Origin of the sequence: Streptomyces sp. NPDC086080 (assembly GCF_044540255.1) — a bacterium.
In the GTDB taxonomy this organism is placed as follows: domain Bacteria; phylum Actinomycetota; class Actinomycetes; order Streptomycetales; family Streptomycetaceae; genus Streptomyces.
The window spans coordinates 144176-165891 of sequence record NZ_JBITRU010000011.1 but is presented as its reverse complement, the minus strand read 5'-3'; the positions used below and the strand labels follow the sequence as shown (position 1 = coordinate 165891).

The following is a 21716-nucleotide window of genomic DNA, read 5'->3' as shown; positions in this document are numbered from 1 at the left end:
TCAGCTCACCACTCCGGTCATGACGCCCACGGGGACGGCGAGGAAGCCGGCCGTGAGCAGCAGCGCGAGGGCATGGGCGATGGTCTTGAGGGCGCGGTCCCGGGTGCGGCTGCCGACGCCGAGGGTCTGGGCGGCGCTCCAGAAGCCGTGCCGGATGTGCAGTCCGACGGCGAGCATCGCGATGACGTAGACGGTGTTGCCGTACCAGGTGGAGAAGGTGTCCACGACGTTCTGGTAGGGCTTGCCGGTCTCGAAGCCGCCGGAGTGCACGGTGCCGGTGGTGAGGTCGAGGAGGTGCCAGACGATGAACAGGGCGAGGATGACGCCGCCCCAGCGCATGGTGCGCGTGGCGTAGCTCGCCCTCGGCCTCTTGTGCACGTACTTGCTGGGGCGTGCCTTGATGTCGCGGCGGCTCAGCTGGTAGGCGGAGACGGCGTGGGCGATCACGGCGACGACGAGGACCACGCGGATCAGCCACAGCGTCCACTCGTAGTGCATGACCGGCTCGCCGATCGTGCGCAGCCAGTGGGCGTAGTGGTTGAACTCCTCCGCCCCGAAGAAGATCTTCAGGTTCCCGATCATGTGGGCGACCAGGTAGAGCAGCATGACGATGCCGCTGACCGCCATCACCGTCTTCTTGCCGACGGTCGAGTCCCACACGGTGCGTGCCATGGACGGCCGTCGGTCCGTCCGCGTTGCCAGAGCCATGAGATCAGACGCTAGGGCCGGAAGGCCCCATCGGTCCAAGACATGGTCTGCCTCGTTTTGATAGAGGAAGCCTATGCTGGGGCCATGCAGCTTCAGCAGCTCCAGTACTTTGTGGCGGTCGCCGAGGCCCGGCACTTCACCCGGGCCGCGGAGCTGGTCCATGTCGCACAGCCGTCCTTGTCGCAGCAGATCAAGGCGCTGGAGAGGGATCTGGGGGCGGATCTGTTCCGGCGGGCGCGCGGCAACATCACCCTGACCGACGCGGGCGAGGCGCTGCTGCCGCTGGCGCGGCGGATCCTGGCCGACGCGGACACCGCACGGCACGAGGTCCAGGAGGTGGCACAGCTGCGCAGCGGGCGGGTCCGGCTGGGGGCGACGCCGAGTCTGTGCACCGGTCTGCTGCCGGATGTGCTGCGCGCGTTCCACGACCGGTATCCCGGGGTCCGGCTGCTGGTCGAGGAGGGCGGTTCCCACGACCTGGTACGGGAACTGGCCCGCGGTGCGCTGGATCTGGCCCTGGTGGTGCTGCCGCTGCCGACGCCGTCGCCCGCGCTGACCACGGTGGAGTTGCTGCGCGAGGACCTGGTGGTGGTGTCGTCCCCGGACGCGCCGCGACCGGGACGGGGGCGAGGGCGGGGGACCGTGCGGATCGCCGATCTGGACGGTGAGCGGCTGGTGATGTTCCGGCACGGGTACGACCTGCGGGAGCTGACGGTGGCGGCGTGCCGGGCGGAGGGGTTCGAGCCGGAGTTCGCGGTGGAGGGCGGGGAGATGGACGCGGTTCTGGGGTTCGTGCGGGCGGGGCTGGGGGTGGCCGTGGTGCCGCGTATGGTGGCGGCGCGGGCAGGGCACGGGCTGCGGGTCACTCCGCTGGCGCGGCCGGGGCTTCACCGCGCCATCGCGCTGGCCCACCGCAGTGACGTGGCTCCGCCCCGGGCGGCTCGGGAGTTGCAGCGGATGCTGCTGGAGCGCTGACGCGAGCGTGGACACACGGGGATCTTCGCCCCCCGCCGCCCCTTCCCCGCCCGTCCCCGGGGCCTCCGCCCCCGGACCCCCGTGCGCCCACGCGGCGGAGCCGCACACCGGGCACGGCCCCGCACCCCTCGGGAGGTGGGGGTGACCTGGTGGCAGTACACGCGGCGGGCGATGCCCGACGGTTCGTGCACGGCGCCGTCCGCCGAACTGCCCGGGTGGTCGTGCGGTCCGGCGATCACGCGTAGGTGGAGTGCCGGCCGGAGAGCCGTGACTCACCCGCGCTCACCGCGTCCCTCTCCTGACCTGTTCCCACCTGGCCCTCTCCGTCCGTGAGGGCTTCGCCCCCAGGGGCGCGGGGAACTGCGCGAGCGACCACGACGCACCCGCGGCCACCGTACGACCGAGGTGCGCCGGGCGTCGCGCGGCAGGCGCCGCTTCCGCGACAGGCCCTAGCCCGTCGCGTCCACCAGCGCCAGCTCGTGCAGCCGGTCCGGTGGGCCCGGGCGGGCGTAGTACCAGCCCTGAGCCGTGTCGCAGCCCAGGATGCGGAGCTGTTCGGCCTGGGCCCCGGTCTCCACGCCCTCCACGGTGACCGTGAGATCGAGGCTGTGGGCCAGGGAGACGATGCCCTCGACGATCTTCAGATCCACCGGGTCGGCCGGGTACTGCTGCATGCTCTGGGTGAAGGAACGGTCCAGCTTCAGCACGCTCACCGGCAGACGGCGCAGATTGGCGAGGTTGGAGTAGCCGGTGCCGAAGTCGTCCAGGGCGATGTCGACGCCCATCTCGGCGAGCCGGCGCAGCGGCTTCAGCAGGTCGTCGTCCGCCCCGATCAGCGCCGACTCGGTCACTTCGAGGCACAGCGCGTCGGGGGCCACACCCGTACGCTCCAGGATGTCCAGCGTGTCCTGGACCAGGCCGGGGTGGGTGAGCTGACAGGGCGAGAGGTTCACGTTGATGCGCAGCGGGCCCAGCGCCTCGCCCCCGTGGCGGTCCCGCCAGTCGCGGGCCTGCCGCACGGACTGCTCCAGCACCCAGCGGCCCAGCGGCACGATGAGTCCCGTGTCCTCGGCGAGCGGGATGAACCGGTCGGGGGACAGCACCCCGTGCTGCGGGTGCAGCCAGCGCACCAGTGCCTCGGCTCCCCGGACGCTGCCGTCGCCGAGGTGGACGAGAGGCTGGTACTCGATGAAGAACTCGCCCCGGTCCAGGGCCGTCGGCAGCGCGGTGGTCAGCCCGTGCCGGGTGATGGCCCGGGCGTCGGCCTCCTCGTCGGCGAGCTCGAACCGGTTGCCGCCCGCCGACTTCGCCCGGTACATGGTGATGTCGGCGCTGCGCAGCACCTCCGCCGCGCTGCGTTCCCCGGCCGGTCCCTCGACGATGCCGATACTGCCGCGCACGGTCAGTTCACGGCCGTCGATGCTGATCGGGGCGAGCAGCGCGTTCATGATGCGGGCCGCGAGCGCGTCGACCTTGCGCTGGGTGTCGGGGCCGGTGGTCAGCGCCACGAACTCGTCACCACCGAGCCGGGCCACCATCTCGCCGGGCGCGGTGGCGCAGGCCTGGAGCCGGTCGGCGACCTCGACGAGCAGCCGGTCGCCCGCCGCGTGCCCGAGACTGTCGTTGACGGTCTTGAAGCCGTCCAGGTCGAGGTAGCACAGCCCGAACCGCTGGCCCTCCCCCGCACCGAGCGCCTTCTCCAGGCGCTCGAAGAAGAACGTCCGGTTGGGCAGACCGGTGAGCGCGTCGTGGGTGGCCTCGTAGCGCAGCCGGAGATTGAGCAGCCGCCGCTCGGTGGTGTCCTCCATGAGGGCGAGCTGGTACTGCGGGGCACCGTCGGCGTCGCGCAGCAGGGACACCGTCAGATTGGTCCACAGGACCGTTCCGTCGGGGCGGTAGAACGCCTTCTCCAGGTGGTAGTGCTCGCGTTCGCCGCTCACCAGCTCGTCGTAGAGCCGCCAGGTGTGCGGGGCGTCGTCGGGGTGGACCCAGTCCTTGACGTCGCGGCCGAGCAGACCCTGCTCGGACAGGCCGAACATGCGCCGCAGCGCGCCGTTGACCTGCAGGATGTTGCCCTTCAGATCGGCGATGCCGATGCCTATGGCCGCGCCCTCGAAGACCGCGCGGAACCGGGCCTCGGTGGCGTGCAGCGCCTGCGCCACGACCCCCTGTGCCTTCAGCGCGGCCTGCGCGATGGCTTCCTGTTCGGCCAGCGTCCGCTCGCGCAGCGCCTGCGCGTACCCGGCGGCCATGGCGTGCTGGAGCCTCGCGCTGCGCGCCCTCAGGTCCTCACGGTCGCCGTCCTCGCCGCAGTACAGGACGAGATAGGCGTCCACGCAGTCCAGGGTCCGGCTGAGCGCCTCCGGATCGGTGCAGTGCGCCCGCACCAGGGCGGCGCCGACCGCCCGGCCCGCGTCCGCGTCGAACGCCCTGGCCCGAAGCGCCTCGCTCAGCCGGCGGGCCAGCGGCACCAGGCGCGCCTCGAACTCCGGGCGGGTCGACGAGGTCGAGGTCACCGGGAAGACCGCCCGGCTCCAGATCGTCGCGAACCGGCGCAGTCTGTCCTCCGGCCCGTCCGGCTCCGCGCTCACGCCGTACGCCCCACGCCCGCGAAACCGGAGAAGGCGTAGGGATCCTCGTCCTCCGGTGCGGTGTCCGGCCGCCAGTGAGGCATCGGCACCAGTCCGGGTTCCACCATGTCGTACCCCTCGAAGAACCGCGCGATCTCGTCGCGCGTGCGCATGATCAGCGGGTTGCGAATGTTCTGGTACACATCCACCGCCCCCTCGGCCCGCTCCGGCGGCAGCGGGACTCCGTCGTACGAGGCATGGGTGAGCACGAGCATGCTGCCGGGCGCGAGCCCCTCGCGCAGTTCGGTCACCGCCCCGTACGGGTCGTCCGCGTCTTCCACGAAATGCAGTATCGCAACGAGAAGCAGGGCCACTGGCCGATTCAGGTCGATCAGCCGCCGCACATCGGGACTGGTGAGGATCTCCCGCGGCTTGCGGAGGTCCGCGGCGAGGATGTCCGCGCCGTCGTTGCCCTCGAGCACCGCCTGGCTGTGCGCCACCGCCACCGGATCGTGGTCGACGTACATCACGCGTGCGTCCGGGTCGGCCGCCTGGGCCACTTCGTGGGTGTTGCCGAAGGTCGGGATGCCGGAGCCGATGTCCAGGAACTGGGTGATGCCCCCGGCGACGGCGAAACGTACCGCCCGCCGCATGAACGCCCGGTTGGCCTGCATGATCTTGGGCAGTCCCGGCATGAACTCCATGGCCTTGCGGGCCGCTTCCCGGTCGACCTCGAAGTTGTGCGAACCGCCCAGGTAGTAGTCGTACATCCGGGAGACGCTGGGCACCGAGATATCGATGCTCCGGGGGGCCCAGGCGGGACGCTCCATGTATCTCTCCAAGGCGTAGGCGATCCGGTGTTCGAGCAGAGGCTACTGATCGCCCGCCAAAGGAGCGACCCCAAACGGAAATTGACCATCCGTTCCCGGTCACTGCCAGTGGCACGTGCCGAATCGCCATGTCCCCATGAGTGACGAAAAGTGCCCGCGGCATTCCGGAGAGTTCCGACACGCCGAGAAGTACGCGGAGACGAGTGCCCATGATTCCACGGGTTCAGGTGAATCCCAGTGAATCCCAGCAAAACGGTCCGCCCCTCCGCGGATTGCGGAGGGGCGGACCCGGCCCGGCGGCATCCGGAGTGGACGACACCCTGGGAGGCTGTTACTTCTCCGAAGCGCCGACCGGCTTTCCGTCGGGGCGTACGGCGTACCAGGTGCCGCCGACTCCCTGACCGTTGGTGTCGCCGGCAGCCTTGTCACCGGCGAAGGTGTAGATGGGCCAGCAGTTGATCGTCTGCTGGGCGGCGCCGTCCGGGCGGGTGAAGACCATGTAGTTCTTCTTCTGGATGCCCTTGGTGTCCTCGAAGTCGACCGGCGCCACCACCGGCCACTTCTTCACGCATTCGCCGGTGCAGGCCGACACGGGCTTCGGCCAGGCCTCGTCCTTCATGAAGCGGTAGACCGTCATGCCGTTCTTGTCGACGACGATCTCACCGAGCTTGGGGTCCTTGCGGGTCGACAGACCGGCCTGCACGGCGGCCTGTGCCTTCTTGCCCTCGGGTGTCAGCGCGAACCACTTGCCGCCCACGCCCTGGCCCTTGACGTCACCGGCGTTGACGTCCTTGACGTAGCGGTAGGCGGGCCAGCCGCCGATGGTGAGCTGCTTGGTGCCGTCGGCCCGGGCGACCTCGCCGAGCAGCGCCTCGTCGATCCCCTCGCCGGCCGAGGCGTCGTCGGCGGGCACCGGCGGCCAGGTCTTGGCGCAGTCGCCCTCGCAGTTCGTCGCGGGCGGCTCGGCGGTGTCCTGGTCGAAGCGGTACAGGGTCAGACCGAGGTTGTCCGTCACCACCTTGCCCAGTTCGGCGTTGGTGGAGACGTTCAGCTCGCCCGCGGTGCCGGACGTGCCCGCGACGGCCTGTCCGCCGCCCGCCTTGTTGCCGCCGGCGTTCCCGGCGTTTCCGGCGTTTCCGTAGTCCCCGGCCGCGGCCGTGGCACCCACGTTCTGGCTGGGCGGGGGCTGCGGGGTGTCCTGACCGCACGCGGTGGTCAGGGCCAGCACCGCCGCGGCGCTCGCCACCAGTGAGGCGGTCCGCCAGGAGGTATTCATCGTCAACTCCACATCATCGCCAGGGTCCTGCAGCGCCCTGCTGTGCCGCCGCTCGACGAGGGGTACGCACGAAGGCACGGGTTGTGTTCAACGGCGGACCGGTTTTCTTCTCTTTAACTCCTTCGGGGCAATCACCGGGCTCCCGCGCGTGACCGGGTGCCTGGCGACTCATGATCCTCGTCGTGCACCCTCTCGTACCGAACCAATCCGGCGTCGCGGCCCGCGCGTTGGCCGCGACGACGCTGCTCTGGGCGCTGGTCGGGGCGCCCGGCGCGGCGGTGGCCGACGCCTGCGCGTACGCGTCGACGGGACCGGGCGGCACGGAGGCGGTGGCGGTCGCGGGAGTCGTCACCTGGACGGACCCCCCGCCCTGTCTGCCGCCTCCCCCGTCCCCCACGCCCACCCCCACGCCCTCGCCCTCGCCGCCACCCCCGCCCGAGCCCACCCCGGCCCCGCCTCCCCCGCCGAGCCCCAGCCCGGCCCCGGAGCCCCCTCCCCCGCCCAAGGCCCGTCCGGCGCCGCCGCCACCCCGTCCGGCCCCCACACCGCCGCCGCGCCCCCCGACCCGGCCCGCACCGCCTCCGCCACCGGCCCCGACGCCGACGCCGTCGGTCACGCCGGAACCGCGGCCGTCAGCGACGCCCGTGCGCTACCCGGCGTATCGCGCGGCCCCGCCCCGGAAGCCGGCCGGCGGCGCCACCTCACCACTCACCTTCGTGCTGCTCATCACGACGCCCGCGGTGGTCGCCATCGCCGCGCTGCGCCCGCGCTGAGGACCGCCCCGCCCCGCCCCTTTCTGGAGGTATCTCTTGCCGGAATGGCTTGTTCTCACCCTCGCGATGCTCGCCGCGGGTGTCGTCGTGGTGGTCATCACCCTGCTGCGGCACCGCAGGGCGGCCGACGACGAGGACACCAGCGAGACCCCCGACGTCATCGAGTACATGACGATGTGGATCGGTGTCGTGTACGCCATCGTCCTCGGTCTCGCCATCGCGGGTGTCTGGGAGGGACGCAGCGCCGCCGAGGAGCACGTACGGGCGGAGGCGGTGGCGCTGCACGAGGTCAGCGAGCGGGTACGGGTCTACCCCGCGGAGGTGCGCGACCGCATCCGGGACGATGTCAACGCCTATGTCGGACACGTCGTCACCACCGAGTGGCGGGCCATGGCCGACGACGGCGAGGTCACCGAACGCGGCACGGAGCTGCTCGACCGGCTCCGCCGGGACGTCACCGACTACGAGCCGCGCACGGACTTCGAGGCACAGACCTACCAGCCACTCGTGGACCAGGTGGCCGCCGCCCACGAGGCGCGCAGCGCTCGGGCCGAGTCGACCGGGGAGACCATGCCGGGCGTGGTGTGGTTCGGGCTCGTCGCGGGGGCCGTCATCACCATCGGGATGATCTTCGCGCTGCAGATCCGGCGCACCGCCCGGGAGATGATCCTCGCCGGCCTGTTCTCCGCGCTGATCGCCTTCCTTCTCTTCCTCATCTGGGACTTCGACGCGCCGTACGGCCGTGGTCTCGCCGCGTCGGCGGACCCGTTCCTGAGGTTCTTCCCGCACCTCGAAGCCTAGGGCCTGTGCGAGCAGAGCTGTGCCCCGGATCCCTCGGGATCCGGGGCCCGGCCTTTCGGGCAGGTGCGAAACGGGGGCGAGGGGAACAGCGGCTCAGATCCGCTTCTCGGCGCGGCGGCGCATCCAGAAGACACCGCTGCCGACGGCCGCGGCCGCCACCAGCGCGCCGCCGATCGCCACGTCGGTGGGCGTGGCACCGCTGGTGCTGCTCCCGCCGATACCGCCGCGGACGCCGCCGATGACGGTGAACGCGGCCGGGCGGGTCAGGCTTCTGCCGGAGCAGTGGACCGTGATGTCGTAGGAACCGGGGCGGGCGTCGTCGTAGATGGTGGCGGTGCCCTTGGAGGTGTGGTTGGCACCGTGGACGGGCGTCAGATTGGTCCTCTGGAACGCGTTGGAGGTCGCGGTGCCGCCGTTGGGGCAGCCGTCGACCGTGATGGTCAGCTGGCCGCCGCGGGCGATGACACTGGGCAGGGCGACGATGTTGGACGGGTTGGGCACCCGGCCGGAATCCGCGACCGCCGCCGGGGCGGCGACCCCGAGGACGGCGGCCGCGGCTCCGGCGACCGCCAGGGCACGTGAGTTGCGCATGTGATCCTCCGCGGAAGACGCCCCGGGTCCCGTCCCCGGTCCGATCGGCGAGAAAGCGCCTCCCGGAAAGACCCTCAGTTGCCCTGCGCCGACCCGCATTTCGGCGCTGGTCCGTACCGGTGAGGACGGCCCCTCGCGCGCACCGTGCGAGGGGATATCGCCGCAGGTCACGGACCGTCAGAAAATCTTCGTCGGACCCTGCCCCGGATGGCGGACCCGACCGTGTCCGCGCCACCCGTTCGCCGCCGCCCCGTCGCCGGTCGCGCGCGCGACGCCTAGCGTTCTGATCATGCGCGAGTGGTACGGCGACGGCCGTGTCGAGAGGGGAAGGCCCATGTCTGCTGTCGAGCCGGACGAAGCCGAATGGGAGGCCCGGCCGAGGAAGCGCGCCCCGTGGGGCGTGATAGCGCTGGTGCTGCTGACCGGCCTCGCGCTGATCCGGAACGGCTCGGGGGAATTCGACGTGGGCCCGCCCCAGCCGGCGGGCGCGGCCGCCGCCGACAGCCGGACTCCCGGCATCGTGGCCGACGCGGTGCCGCCGGTGCCGTACGCGGTACCGCAGCGGGTGCGGATCCCGGCGATCCAGGTGGACGCGCCGGTCCTGCCGGTGGGTCTGGACGCCGAGGGCTGGGTGGACGCGCCACCGCCCCAGGACCCGAATCTGGCAGGCTGGTTCACCGGCGCGGTCTCGCCGGGCGAGAAGGGCACGGCGGTCGTCGTCGGCCACGTCGACAATGCACAGGGGCCGGCGGTGTTCTACGCGCTCGGAGCGCTGAAGAAGGGGAACCGCGTCGAGATCGCGCGGGGGGACGGGAAGACGGCCGTGTTCGAGATCTACGGCATCGAGGTCTTCTCGAAGAACGACTTCCCCGGCGACCGGGTCTACGCCTCCAAGGGGACGGCGGAGCTGCGGGTCATCACCTGTGGCGGCGGCTTCACCCAGCAGAACGGGTACGACGGGAACGTCGTCGCCTTCGCCCGCCTGACCGAGGTCCGCTGAGCGGGCCCCGTCCGGGCGGGCGGGGGCGCTCAGGCGTACTGCCGGCGGGGCACGGTGATGTGGTACCCGGAGTCCAGCAGCCCGGGCAGATAGGCGCGCAGGGCCCGCACGCTCTGTGAGCGGTCGCCCCCGGCGTCGTGCGAGAGCACCACGACGCCGGGGGCGGCGCCGTCCGCCACCCGGTCGACGATGGTGGCCGTGCCCGGCGCGGTCCAGTCGAGGGTGTCGACCGTCCAGGCCAGGGGCTCCATGCCCAGTTCCGCCCCGAGCTGGAAGGCGGCGCGGTTCCAGGCGCCGTAGGGGGCGCGGAACCATTCGGGGCGTTCGCCGTAGGCCTCCTCGACGATGTCGCAGGTGCGTTCCATCTCGGAGCGGATCCGGCGGCGGCTGAGCCGGGTGAGCAGCGGGTGGCTCCAGGTGTGGTTGCCGACGACATGCCCCTCGTCGGCCATCCGGGCCAGCAGGTCCCGGTTCCCGGCGGCCATCTCCCCGCACACGAAGAACATCGCGCGCACGTCGTAGCGGGCCAGTGTGTCCAGGATGTGCGGGGTGTAGCGGGGGTCGGGTCCGTCGTCGAAGGTCAGCACCATGGTGCGACCGCGCCCGTTCACCCGCAGCAGCGGTTCCTTGCGCACCGGCGTGCTGCGGGTGGTGCGCGGCGGTCCGTAGCCGGTCAGGGGCCGCAGGCGGTACTCGGAGGGCCTGAGCGGCCGACGGGCGGCCCGGGCGCCGGCGGCGGGCGGCGCCGGGGAGGCGGCCCGGTCCCCGGTGCCCGGCAACAGGGCCGCGGCGACACCCGCCGCGCCCAGGGTGGCGGCACCGGTGAGCAGGGCCCGGCGCCGGGTGAGCAACTGATCCTTCTGCATGACTCATCAGTCGCCCCGTGGAGGGCCGACGCACCCCCGCGACACCGGTGCGGCGGCATGATTCCACCCGGTCGGCGCATTGCGGGGCGGTGGATCCCGCCGGCCGCGTGGCGGCCGGGGCCACGCGGTCCGATCGCCTCGCTGCCGGGAGGGAACAGCGGTCCGGTCGGTGCGAACGGGGCACGGACGGCCCGAAGGTGTGGTGCCGCGGCCCGGTGACGGTGACAGGTCCTCACTCCCCCATCACGAGCCCGTCCTGCGCCGCTCCCCTGCTCAGCACCACGTCCCGGATCCGGTCGCGCACCGCCTGCACCTCGGCGCCCCGGGCGAGCGCCTGGTTGAGGTTGACGGCGCGTCCGGCGTCCACGTCGAAGAACTGCGGGACGAACTCGGCGCGGGTCACCTCCCAGCGTCCGCCGGGGCGCCTCGGCGGGGCGAAGGTGAAGCGGCCCAGGGTGGACTGGTTGCCGCGCGGGTCATGGACGCCCTCGTGGTTGGTCATCTCGCCGGCGATCTGGTCTCCCATCCCGTAGATCACCCAGGTGCCGTTGACCTTCTCGTACGCCTGCGGGACATGGGCGTGGGTGCCGAGGATCAGGTCGATGTCGGGGCGGCCGCCGGTGTTCGAGGCGGTGAGCGAACGGGCCAGGTCGATCTGCCGCAGGTCCGGGGCGTCCTGCCATTCGGTGCCCCAGTGCACGGAGACCACGACGACATCGGCTCCGGCCTTCCGGGCGGCCCGCGCGTCGTCGACGATTTGCGCCTCGTCGACGAGGCGCACCGCCCAGGGCCGGTCCTGAGGCAGCGGGAGACCGTTGGTGTCGGAGGTGTAGGCGAGATGGGCGACGCGCGCCGCGCCCGCGCGCAGCACGGTCGCCGTGCCGGCCTCCTGTTCGGTGCGTGCCGAGCCGGCGTGACGTACGCCCGCCCGGTCGAGGGCGTCGAGGGTGCGGCGGATGCCCTCCGCGCCGTCGTCGAGGGTGTGGTTGGAGGCGGTGGAGCAGCCGTCGTAGCCGGTGGCGGCGAGGCTTTGGGCGATCTCGGGCGGGGATCTGAACAGCGGGTAGCCGGTGTAGTCGCCGTCGGCACCGTAGACGGTCTCCATGTGGCACAGCGCCACGTCCGCCGGGGCGACGACCGAGCGGATGCCGGAGAGCATCGGCCCGAAGTCGTACCCGGTGCCGCCGGCGTCGTAGCGGGCGCGCTCGATGATCGAGGTGTGGGGCAGCACATCGCCGGAGGCGACCAGGGTGAAGCCGCGCGCCACGGAGGGGGCCGGACGCCCCGGTTCCGGGGGCTGGTGGTCCCGGGCCTGGCAGGCGGCGCCCGCGGCGAGGGCGACGGCCAGGACGAGGGCCAGTTGTCGACTGCGTGCAATCATCACGTCACCTCGCTGTAGTCGTATTTATGGATGAACAGGTAAGAAGCCACATCCCGACCACGGCTGTTCCGACACGCTCTTTAGGCCGTCCGGCGTGCGTGAACGGTCACCTCGACCGTTCGTCGGACCGTTCGTCGACGCGATCGACCGTCCGCCGCATGCTGCTGTGCACGCCCTGTCCCCGAGGGGCGCCGTACGCTGGCATACGGCCATGACGGCCGGAATCACACTCACGAACGGGACGACCGCCGAGCACGAGCTCGCCGCACTGCAGCGCGAGCACGGCCGGCCTCTCTTCTCGCTGCTGCTCCGGCTCTGCGACGGGGACCGGCAGCGCGCGGAGGATCTGGTCCAGGAGACGCTGGTGCGCGCATGGCAGCACCCCGAGGCGCTGCGCGCGGAGAACTTCGACTCCGTGCGGCCATGGCTGCTGACCGTGGGACGGCGGCTCGCGATCGACGCACGCCGGGCACGGCAGGCCCGTCCGGCCGAGGTCGGGGACGCCGTACTGGAGAACGCGCGGGTGATCTCCGACCACGCCGAACGGGCGGCCGCGGCGCTCGATGTCCGCGAGGCTGTGAAGACACTCACTCCGGAGCACCGTGAAGTCCTGGTGCTCGTGTACTTCCAGGGGGCGAGTGTGGCGGAAGCCGCGACGGCCCTCGGCATCCCGGCCGGTACCGTGAAGTCCCGCGCGTACTACGCGCTGCGTGCCCTTCGCCGAGTGCTTCCCGGATACGCCTCCGACATGCGGTGAAACCAAGTGTCGGGTCAAGCCTCCGTAAAGCGCCTTGCCGACGACCCCGGTTGGGTAATCGGCTGTCCTCATCCGTGTCGCGGACCGGGGACTCCGGTTCGGGCGACGCGCACGTACCGGAGGAAGGCGGGAAGGGATGCGGGACAGAGACCGAGAGAGCGCGGACGGCACCGGTGACGGCGAACTGGCCGTCCCCATGGCCTGGTTGTACGCCGAGTACATCGCCGACGAATTGCTGCGCAGCGGCGATCTCATGCCGCCGACGTCCTTCGAGTTCCGGGCCGGCCGGGACGCGCTGGCGCTGACCGTCTTCCTGTCCGACACCGACGGCGAGCTGTCCGGCATCCGGGTGGTGACCCAGTTGGAGACCTGGCTGTCGCTGACCGCGTACGAGCAGCCGTGGCAGGAGTGGGTACAGGGGCGTCTGGCCGACCTGGCCGTGGACGCCGTCGCGTCCGGGCGGTCCGCGCCAAACCCGGACCTGGAGCTGGCCAGGGACGCCTGGCGCTGGCTGCGGGAGACGGAGCTGCTGGCACCGGACCTGAACGCCGTGCCGGGGGGCGCCGCGGCGGGCGGCGAGGACGAGGGGCCCAAGGTGTGGACGCCGGCCTGGCAGCTCGGGCTGCCGCTCGGTCACCTCGCCATCCACCTCTTCTAGGTTCCTCGGAATCCGACCAATCCGCGGGCCGGAGGGCTCCGAATCCTTTGGTTACGATTCGGCATGCCACTTGAGTGATTCGGCCGACTGGTGCGTACCGGTGGGAGCAAGGAGTAACCCCACCCGCACCCAAAGGCACGAGGATTCGGCATGAGGTCCCTGGAGAGGCATCGCGACGTCGGCGCCTACGCACTCGGTGTGCTGGACGAGGCGGAGGCGTTCCGCTTCGAGGACCACCTCATGGAGTGCCCGAGCTGCGCTGTCCAGGTGACCGAATTCGGCCCTGCGGCACGCCAGTTGATGCTGTACCGGAGCGCCACTCCGCGACCGGTGCACCCGCTGGCCAAGCCCGGCCCGAGGATGCTGGACCGGCTGCTGTCCGAGGTCGCGGTCCGCAACCGTGCCGGGCGTCGCCGGCTGCTGCTGGCGCTGGCCGCGTCGGTGGTGATCGCGGTGATGGCCTCGGCGATCACGGTGACGGCGCGGGACGGGGAGGAGGGCGCCGTGAGCGTCGAGGCCACCGACGAGCGCTCCGGGGTGTGGGCGGAGGTGACGGCGGAGGACAAGGCCTGGGGCAGCGACGTGGAACTGAAGATCAAGGACGGCGCGGGGCCTCGTGTCTGCCGTCTGGTGATCATCGGCCGGGACGGCTCCGAGGAGACGGTGACCAGCTGGAAGGTGCCCCGGCACGACGCACGCCCCAACACCATGGTGAGCGGCTCCGCCCTGCACCCCGAGGAGATCGACCACTACGAGGTGCGCACGGCGGACGGCGAGCACCTGGTGACGCTGGACAACCTGAACACCGGCTGACGGCACCGGGTGACCCGTCCGGCGGATCGTGCCGCGGACGCGGGACGCGGCCGAGCCCGCCCGGGGCTCACTTCAGCAGGCGGGAGAGTCTGCGGTCGGCCAGCGGCCTGCCGCCCGTCTGGCAGGCCGGGCAGTACTGCAGCGAGGAGTCGCTGAAGGAGACCTCGCGGATGGTGTCCCCGCACACCGGGCAGGCCTCGCCGGTCCGGCCGTGCACCCTCAGGCCGCTCCTCTTCTCGGCCTTCAGCCGTCCGGCGGCCACCCCCCGGGAACGTTCCACCGCCTCGGCGAGGGTGCCGCGCAGTGCCTCGTACAGGCGAGCGGTCTCCTGCGGGGTGAGGGAACCGGCCGGCTTGTAGGGGGACATGCGGGCCGCGTGCAGGATCTCGTCGCTGTAGGCGTTTCCGATCCCCGCGATCAGGCTCTGGTCCCGCAGGGCGCCCTTGAGGCGACGGCGTTCCCCCGACAGCAGGTCCGACAGACGGCTTTCGTCGAAGTCGTCGGCCAGCGGGTCCGGGCCCAGCCGGGCGATGCCCGGGACCTCCTCGGGGTCCGCCACGATGTACACCGCGAGCCGCTTCTGGGTTCCGGCCTCCGTGAGGTCGAAGCCCGCGCCGGTCTCCAGGGCGACCCGCAGGGCCAGCGGTCCCTTTCCGGGGCGGGGCGGGCCGCTGGGAAGGCGGTCCTTCCAGTGCAGCCAGCCCGCGCGGGCCAGATGGGTGACGAGGTACGGTCCGCCGTCCGTGCGGAGGCCGAGGAACTTGCCGTAGCGGTGCACGGCGGTGACCGTACGGCCCTCGACGGCCGTGAGGGGCGGCTCGTAGGTCTTCAGGACGCTGATCGCCACGGGCAGCACCCGGACGATCTCATGGCCGGTCAGGTGCTCGGAGAGGAAGTCCCTGAGCGCTTCGACCTCGGGAAGTTCCGGCATACGTCAAGGGTGCCACCGCCCGCGCGCCCGCCCGGCCGTCCGCGAGGGTGTCAGGCCGGATCCGCTCCCTTGGCCACCACGAACTCGCTCCACACACACTTGCCACCGCCCCGCGCCTCCACGCCCCAGACGTCGGTGAGCATGTCGATCAGGAGCAGGCCCCTGCCGGAGACGCCCGACTCGCCGGCCTCGCGGCGGCGCGGCAGGGCGCTGGAGGAGTCCTCGACCTCCACGCGCAGGCGCCGGTCCTCGCCGGTGAGGACCCGGACGGTGACGACCGCCGTGCCCTCGGTGTGCATCAGCACATTGGTGATCATCTCGTCGGCCACCAGTTCGATCTCATCGGCCCGGTCCGGCGCGCCCCACGCCTCGGCCGCGGTACGGATCATGCGCCGGGTCTCGGAGAGGGCTCCCGGCTCACCGGGCGGCACATGACTCTTGAGCCGGCCACCGGTGCGCGGACTGTCCAGGGCGCGGCGGCGCAGCAGGAGCAGCGCCACGTCGTCGTCACCGCGGCGTTCCTCGGCGACGTCGATGAGCCGGTCCGCGAGGTCGCGTACGTCGTCGGGGCCGACGGTGATCAGCGCGCACAGGGTTTCCATGCCGTCGTCGAGGTCGGCGCCGGGTTGCTCGACCAGGCCGTCGGTGCACAGCAGGAGAGTGTCGCCGGGGTCGAGCTCTATCGTGCCGACGGGGTAGTCCAGCCCGCCGAACTCGGCGGACAGCCCGAGCGGCAGCCCACCGGGGACGGGGAGCCGTTCGCAGGAGCCGTCGGTACGGCGTACCAGGGGGTCGATGTGGCCGGCCCGCACCACCTGGAGCACACCGGTGGACAGGTCGGCCTCGGCGTAGAGGCAGGTCGCCGAGCGGTCGGTGTCCAGCTCGTTCAGGAAGACGGAGGCGCGGGCCATCACCGTGGCCGGCGGGTGGCCCTCCGCGGCGTAGGCCCGCAGCACGATGCGCAGCTGGCCCATGACGGCGGCGGCGTGCGTGTCGTGGCCCTGGACGTCGCCGATGACGGCACCGACCCGGCCCCCGGGCAGCGGGATCAGGTCGTACCAGTCCCCGCCGATGTCCCGTCCGAAGGTGCCGCCGATGGTCGCGGCGCGGTAGCGCACCGCGAGATCGGCGCCGGGCACGCTGGGGATGGTGCGCGGCAGCATGGCCTGCTGCAGCCCCTGCGCGAGGTCCATCTCCTGCTCGTAGAACATCGCGCGCTGCAGGCTCTGCGCGATGCTGCTGCCCAGGGCGACCAGGATGTTGCGCTCCTCGGCGGAGAAACCGCGCCGGTCGCTGTAGAGCAGGCCCATCGCTCCGATCGGGCGGGCCTGGACAATGAGCGGCAGGTAGGCGGCCGAGGTGATGTTCAGTCCGGTGATGCCCTGCCAGAGTCCCGGATAGCGCTCGGAGAACTCCTCCGGTGACTCGATGAAGCACGGACCGAGGGTGCGCACCGCCTCGCTCATCGGGTAGGGCTCGTCGATCCGGGTGATACGGGTGCCCTCGACGAAGCTGCCTTCGGGGCCCTCGGCGATGAGCCGGATCCGGCCCGCCTCTACCAGTCCCATGACCAGACTGGTCGCACCCAGATGGGTGAGTCCGTGGGTGTCCTTGAGAGCGTCGATGACCTCCCGCACGGTGCGGGCGTGGGCGAGCGCGGCAGTGGTGAGCTGGACGATGTTGGTCTGCCTGCGGCGTGCGTCCTCCTGCTCGGCCTGTGCCCGCCGCCCCTCGGTGTCGCTGAGCTCCTGGGTGGCGTCCCGGACGATGCCGATGATGCGGTGGGGCCGGCCGGTCGCGTCCCGGCGGATGTAGCCCTGCGTGTGGGTCCAGCGCAGCACGCCGTCGCGGCGGCGGACGCGGAAGTAGGCGCCGTAGTTCTCGCTGCCGTTCTTCATCGCCTGGGAGACGGTGGCGTCCAGGCGCAGGGCCTCCGCCGGCGGTACCCGCGCCGACAGTGTTTCGGGACGGTCGTCGAACTCGTCGGGGCGCACGTCGAAGATCTCGTGCGCCTGGGCGTCCATCTGCAGTACCCCGGCGTCCAGGTCCCAGTCGAAGCTGCCCATGTGGTTGAGCACCAGGATCGGATCCGGGTGGTCCGGCCAGTCGTCCGGGAGTGACAGGGGGCTCGCTCCCCGATCAGGCATGGGCCCACCTTGCCAGGATTCACGCGATTCTTCGACCGCTGGACGTTCCCCGGCGTCCGCTTCCGCACACGGGTTCCCGGCTCCGCACGGTGGTATACGGAGAGTCGCAGAGCACGGGCGGGACGACGGTGGAAGGAGCACGGGTCCGTGGAGTGGTTCGCCGCATCCGAGTACTGGCTGAGCCGGCTCGTCTTCCAGCGGGCGCTGGCCGGGCTGTATCTGGTGGCGTTCCTGACGGCGGCGCTGCAGTTCCGCGCGCTGATCGGGGAGCGCGGCATGCTGCCGGTGCCGCGTTTCGTGGAGCGGGTGCCGGCGCGCCGGTCTCCGAGCCTGTTCCACCGGTACTACTCGGACCGGTTCTTCGCGGTGTGCGCCTGGACGGGCTGTGCGGTGTCGGCGGCGCTGCTCGCGGGGCTGGACTCACTGCTTCCGCTGTGGGGCGGGATGCTGCTGTGGCTGGTGCCGTGGGCGCTGTATCTGTCGATCGTCAATGTGGGGCAGACCTGGTACTCGTTCGGCTGGGAGTCGCTGCTGCTGGAGGTCGGATTCCTCGCCGTGTTCCTCGGCAACGACGAGGTGGCGCCGCCGGTCGTGGTGCTGTTCCTGCTGCGGTGGGTCCTCTTCCGGGTGGAGTTCGGCGCGGGGCTGATCAAGATGCGCGGCGACGCGTGCTGGCGGAAGCTGACCTGTCTGGACCACCATCACGAGACGCAGCCGATGCCGGGGCCGCTGAGCTGGTTCTTCCACCATCTGCCGAAGCCGCTGCACCGGATCGAGGTGGCGGCGAACCATGTCACCCAGCTGGTCGTGCCGTTCCTGCTGTTCGCTCCCCAGCCGGTGGCCTCGGCCGCCGCCGCGCTGATGATCGTCACCCAGCTGTGGCTGGTGCTGTCCGGCAACTTCGCGTGGCTGAACTGGCTCACCATCGGGCTGGCCCTGCCGGTGATCGCGTTCCCGGCGGATCCGCCCCCGGTGCCCGGGGCGCCGCTGTGGTACGTCGTGGTCGTGCTGGCGGTGTCCGCGCTGCTGCTCGGTCTCTCCTGGCAGCCGGTGCGCAACATGCTCTCCCGCCGCCAGGTGATGAACCGCTCCTTCGACCCGCTGCACCTGGTCAACACCTACGGGGCGTTCGGCAGCGTCAGCCGGATCCGCTACGAGGTGGTGGTGGAGGGCACGGCGGACGAGGTGCCCCGGGAGGACGGCGACTGGCGGGAGTACGAGTTCAAGGGCAAGCCGGGTGATCCGCGGCGCCGGCCGCGCCAGTTCGCGCCGTACCATCTGCGGCTCGACTGGCTGATGTGGTTCGCCGCGCTGTCGCCCGCCTACGCCGGTCCGTGGTTCGGGGTGCTGGTGGAGCGTCTGCTGGAGAACGACCGGGCCACCCTGGGACTGCTGCGCCGCTCCCCGTTCCCCGCGGACACGCCGCCCCGGCACATCCGCGCCCGCCTCTTCCGCTACCGCTACACGACCTGGCGGGAGCTGCGGGAGACGGGTGCGTACTGGAAGCGGACCTACGTACGGGAGTTCTGGCCGCCGACCCGGCTGACGGGGACGGATCAGGGGCCGTAGGCCCGGGTCGCGGGCGTTTCACAGGCGGTGGACGCGGGTGGGCGACCGGGTCAGTGCCGCTTGAACCGCAGCGTCATCAGTTCGAAGGGACGCAGACGTACGGTGATCCGGTCGCCCGCGAGCGGAGGCGCCTCCGCGTCCGCGAGCGGACGTTCCAGCAGGTCGGTCACCTCGACGCCGGCGGCCGCGAACCCGGTGGTGAGGGTGGCGCGGGCGCGGGCGCCGTGCGCCTCGTGGAAGCGGACGACGACGTCACCGCTGCCGTCGTCGGCCAGCTTGACCGCCGTGACCACGACCGCGTCCGGAGCGACGGTCACCAGCGGGGCGACCTCGGCGGCGCCGGTGAGCCGCCGCTCGGGCAGATTGACCCGCCAGCCCTCGCGCACCGCGTCACCGATGGACGCGCCCGGCACCAGCGCGTGCCGGAAGCGGTGCACGCCCTGGTCCGTCTCGGGGTCGGGGAAGCGCGGGGCGCGCAGCAGGGAGAGCCGGACCGTCGTGGTCGTACCGCCGTCGCCGCGGACCGTGCGGGCCACGTCGTGGCCGTACGTCGAGTCGTTGACGAGTGCGGCGCCCCACCCCGGTTCCTGGAGGTGGACGAAGCGGTGGTTGCACGCCTCGAACTTGGCCGCCTCCCATGAGGTGTTGGTGTGGGTGGGGCGGAAGAAGTGCCCGAACTGCGTCTCGGACGCGTAGCGTTCGGTGCGCAGGTCGAGCGGGAAGGCGAGCTTGAGGAACTTCTCCGTCTCGTGCCAGTCGACCTCGGTGTCCACCACAAGACGTCGCTCCCCCGGCGGCAGCGACAGCATCTGGACGACCCGGGACGTCCCGAAGGAGCGGACGACGCGTACCGAGGCGCCGTCCCGGCCGGCCGCCACCTCGTCCGCGTCGGTCAGATCGGTGACCGTGTTGCGGTAGAACGCGTCGACGTCCCAGGCGTCCCACATGTTCGGCAGGTCCGGATGGAGCTGGAGGAGGTTGCCGGCGCGTCCCGGGGCGATGGTCTCCCGGTCCGCCTCGATGTCATGGGCGGAGACCAGCAGGCCGCGGGCGTCGACCTCGATCCGGAGCAGGCCGTTGTCGAGGATGTGCCCGCCGCCGGGGCGGGCCTCGACGCCCGTTCGGCCTTCGCGCACGGCCGGACGCGCACCGCCCGCCGGAACGCCCGAGCGGGCGTGCGGGGCCGCGTTGAAGACCAGCGGGACCGTCCCCTCTCCGGCCAGGGCGCGCTGGGCCGAGTCGATGAGACCGTTCAGTTCTCCGGCGATCCGGGCGTAGGTGGCGCGGGCCTCTCGATGCACCCAGGCGATGGAGGAGCCGGGCAGGATGTCATGGAACTGGTGCAGCAGCACCGTCTTCCAGATCCGGTCCAACTCCTCGTAGGGGTAGGGGAATCCGGTGCGGACGGCGGCCGTGGCCGCCCACAGTTCGGCCTCGCGCAGCAGGTGTTCGCTGCGGCGGTTGCCCTGTTTGGTGCCGGCCTGGCTGGTGAGGGTGGCACGGTGCAGTTCGAGGTAGAGCTCGCCGACCCAGACGGGCGGTTCGGGATACTCGGCCTCGGCCTTCGCGAAGAACGCGGACGGTGTCTCCCAGGTGACCGTCGCCGAGCCCTCCAGGTCCCGGAGCCGGGCCGCCCTGGCGATCATCTCGCGGGTGGTGCCGCCTCCCCCGTCGCCCCATCCGGTGGGCGCGAGGGAGTGGCGGGCCGCGCCCTTGTCCCTGAAGTTGCGGACCGCGTGGGCGATCTCGCTGCCCTTCATGGAGCAGTTGTAGGTGTCGACGGGCGGGAAGTGGGTGAAGATCCGGGTGCCGTCGACACCCTCCCAGCGGAAGGTGTGGTGCGGAAAGGTGTTCGTCCGTGACCAGGAGATCTTCTGCGTCAGCAGGTACTTGGCGCCCGCGGCCTTGATGATCTGGGGCAGTCCGGCCGCGAATCCGAAGGTGTCCGGCAGCCACGCCTCGTCGTTCTCCACGCCGAACTCGTCGAGGAAGAACCGTTTGCCGTGCACGAACTGCCGGGCCATCGCCTCCGAACCGGGCATATTGGTGTCCGACTCCACCCACATGCCCCCGGCCGGCACGAACCGCCCGCCGGCGACCGCCTTCTTCACCCTCGCCCACACCTCGGGCCGGTGTTCCTTCACCCACGCCCACTGCTGGGCCTGCGACATGGCGAAGACGAAGTCCGGCTCGTCGTCGAGCAGGGCGGTCATGTTGGCGGTCGTACGGGCGACCTTGCGCACGGTCTCGCGCAGTGGCCACAGCCACGCCGAGTCGATGTGCGCGTGGCCGACGGCGCTGATGCGGTGCGCGGAGGGGACGGCGGGCGCGGACAGCACGGCGGTGAGACACGAACGGGCCTGCGCGGCCGTGCCGTTCACGTCCTGGAGGTCGACGGCGTCCAGGGCCCGGTCCACCGCGCGCAGGATCTCCCAGCGGCGGGGCGCGTCGGCCGGCAGCTCGGCCATCAGCTCGCCGAGCACCTCGAGGTCGATCACCAGCTGCCACACGCCCTCGTCGAACACGGCGAGGTCCATGCGGGCCAGCCGGTACTGCGGCTCGCTGCCGGCCGTGTCCCTGTCGCCGAGCCGGGTCGGCCGGAAGGGGTGGTAGTCCAGGACGACGGGGTTGGAGGCGGCCTCGATGTGCAGGCGCACCTCCTCCCCGCCCCGGGCGGGCGCGGCGATCCGCACCCACTGGTTGCGGGGGTTGAGACCCTTCACGGGGGTGCCGTCGGGCCGGTACACCAGTCCCTCGCACTGGAAACCGGGCATGTTCTCGTCGAAGCCGAGGTCGAGGACGGCCTCCACGGTCTTCCCGGCCCAGGCCTCGGGGACGGCCCCGGTGACCCGGAACCAGCTGGTCCCCCAGGGGGCGCCCCAGCGGGTGCCCACCTCGACGGGCCGGGGTTCGGCCGCGAGGCCCTCGGCGACGGGGACGGGTTCTCCGGGTGCGTGCCACACCGCGACCTCGAGGGGCACGGACTCGGGGTACACGGCGGGGCGGACGCGCTCGTCGAGGACGCGCCTGAGGCGGGCTTCGACCAGGGTGCGGTCGTCATGCATGCGGG

Annotated in this window: 18 protein-coding genes; 8 read left to right on the top strand and 10 right to left on the bottom strand. The window is 71.8% G+C overall.

All coding sequences use genetic code 11. The features are described from left to right. Positions 1-672, bottom strand: coding sequence for a succinate dehydrogenase (locus ACIF9R_RS16215; protein ID WP_399979865.1), 672 nt, complete (start codon positions 670-672; stop codon positions 1-3). Positions 673-792: 120 nt separating this feature from the next. On the opposite strand from ACIF9R_RS16215, the gene ACIF9R_RS16210 reads away from it, so the two are divergent. Continuing rightward, on the top strand, positions 793-1683 hold the full coding sequence (locus ACIF9R_RS16210) for a LysR family transcriptional regulator (protein WP_399979862.1): 891 nt from the start codon (positions 793-795) through the stop codon (positions 1681-1683). 449 nt (positions 1684-2132) lie between these two features. Here ACIF9R_RS16210 and ACIF9R_RS16205 read toward each other — a convergent pair whose 3' ends face one another. The 3 genes from ACIF9R_RS16205 to ACIF9R_RS16195 form a co-directional block, all read right to left on the bottom strand. Further along, on the bottom strand, positions 2133-4274 hold the full coding sequence (locus ACIF9R_RS16205; protein WP_399979859.1) for a putative bifunctional diguanylate cyclase/phosphodiesterase: 2142 nt from the start codon (positions 4272-4274) through the stop codon (positions 2133-2135). Next, positions 4271-5083, bottom strand: a complete 813-nt coding sequence (locus ACIF9R_RS16200) for an SAM-dependent methyltransferase (RefSeq protein ID WP_399979856.1) — start codon at positions 5081-5083, stop codon at positions 4271-4273. Before ACIF9R_RS16200 ends, ACIF9R_RS16205 begins: the two co-directional genes overlap by 4 nt. Positions 5084-5414: 331 nt before the next feature. Next, positions 5415-6359: an SCO0930 family lipoprotein gene (locus tag ACIF9R_RS16195; RefSeq protein WP_399979854.1), complete on the bottom strand. Its 945-nt coding sequence runs from the start codon at positions 6357-6359 to the stop codon at positions 5415-5417. A 644-nt stretch (positions 6360-7003) separates the two neighbouring features. Here ACIF9R_RS16195 and ACIF9R_RS16190 point away from each other — a divergent pair. Together ACIF9R_RS16190 and ACIF9R_RS16185 are read left to right on the top strand one after the other, a co-directional pair. After that, a complete protein-coding gene (locus tag ACIF9R_RS16190) occupies positions 7004-7132 on the top strand; it encodes a hypothetical protein (protein WP_399979851.1) in 129 nt (42 codons plus the stop codon). A gap of 36 nt (positions 7133-7168) precedes the next feature. Beyond that, positions 7169-7933, top strand: coding sequence for a DUF4239 domain-containing protein (locus tag ACIF9R_RS16185; protein ID WP_399979848.1), 765 nt, complete (start codon positions 7169-7171; stop codon positions 7931-7933). Between the two features lie 93 nt (positions 7934-8026). On the opposite strand, the gene ACIF9R_RS16180 is transcribed toward ACIF9R_RS16185, so the two are convergent. Beyond that, entirely contained in the window at positions 8027-8524 is a 498-nt protein-coding gene (locus ACIF9R_RS16180; RefSeq protein WP_399979846.1) for a hypothetical protein, read from the bottom strand. A 334-nt stretch (positions 8525-8858) separates the two neighbouring features. Here ACIF9R_RS16180 and ACIF9R_RS16175 point away from each other — a divergent pair, with 334 nt between their 5' ends. After that, positions 8859-9524: a class F sortase gene (locus ACIF9R_RS16175; RefSeq protein ID WP_399979843.1), complete on the top strand. Its 666-nt coding sequence runs from the start codon at positions 8859-8861 to the stop codon at positions 9522-9524. Positions 9525-9553: 29 nt separating this feature from the next. Here ACIF9R_RS16175 and ACIF9R_RS16170 read toward each other — a convergent pair whose 3' ends face one another. Continuing rightward, complete coding sequence (locus ACIF9R_RS16170) at positions 9554-10390, bottom strand: polysaccharide deacetylase family protein (protein ID WP_399979841.1); 837 nt, start codon at positions 10388-10390, stop codon at positions 9554-9556. Positions 10391-10622: 232 nt separating this feature from the next. Next, positions 10623-11771, bottom strand: a complete 1149-nt coding sequence (locus tag ACIF9R_RS16165; protein WP_399979839.1) for a CapA family protein — start codon at positions 11769-11771, stop codon at positions 10623-10625. A gap of 211 nt (positions 11772-11982) precedes the next feature. Here ACIF9R_RS16165 and ACIF9R_RS16160 point away from each other — a divergent pair, with 211 nt between their 5' ends. The 3 genes from ACIF9R_RS16160 (at position 11983) to ACIF9R_RS16150 (ending at position 13999) form a co-directional block, all read left to right on the top strand. Next, positions 11983-12528 (top strand): sigma-70 family RNA polymerase sigma factor, encoded by a 546-nt coding sequence (locus ACIF9R_RS16160; protein ID WP_399979837.1) that lies wholly within the window; start codon positions 11983-11985, stop codon positions 12526-12528. Between the two features lie 136 nt (positions 12529-12664). Further along, on the top strand, positions 12665-13186 hold the full coding sequence (locus tag ACIF9R_RS16155) for a hypothetical protein (protein ID WP_399979835.1): 522 nt from the start codon (positions 12665-12667) through the stop codon (positions 13184-13186). Between the two features lie 150 nt (positions 13187-13336). Next, positions 13337-13999: a zf-HC2 domain-containing protein gene (locus ACIF9R_RS16150; RefSeq protein ID WP_399979832.1), complete on the top strand. Its 663-nt coding sequence runs from the start codon at positions 13337-13339 to the stop codon at positions 13997-13999. 67 nt (positions 14000-14066) lie between these two features. Here ACIF9R_RS16150 and ACIF9R_RS16145 read toward each other — a convergent pair whose 3' ends face one another. Continuing rightward, positions 14067-14930 (bottom strand): Fpg/Nei family DNA glycosylase, encoded by an 864-nt coding sequence (locus ACIF9R_RS16145; RefSeq protein ID WP_399979830.1) that lies wholly within the window; start codon positions 14928-14930, stop codon positions 14067-14069. Positions 14931-14980: 50 nt separating this feature from the next. Next, entirely contained in the window at positions 14981-17077 is a 2097-nt protein-coding gene (locus ACIF9R_RS16140; protein WP_399979828.1) for a SpoIIE family protein phosphatase, read from the bottom strand. 147 nt (positions 17078-17224) lie between these two features. On the opposite strand from ACIF9R_RS16140, the gene ACIF9R_RS16135 reads away from it, so the two are divergent. Next, positions 17225-18646, top strand: a complete 1422-nt coding sequence (locus tag ACIF9R_RS16135) for a lipase maturation factor family protein (protein ID WP_399979826.1) — start codon at positions 17225-17227, stop codon at positions 18644-18646. Between the two features lie 50 nt (positions 18647-18696). Here the strand turns inward: ACIF9R_RS16135 and ACIF9R_RS16130 are convergent, their stop codons facing one another. Then, positions 18697-21711: an alpha-mannosidase gene (locus tag ACIF9R_RS16130; RefSeq protein WP_399979823.1), complete on the bottom strand. Its 3015-nt coding sequence runs from the start codon at positions 21709-21711 to the stop codon at positions 18697-18699. Positions 21712-21716 lie beyond the last annotated feature (5 nt).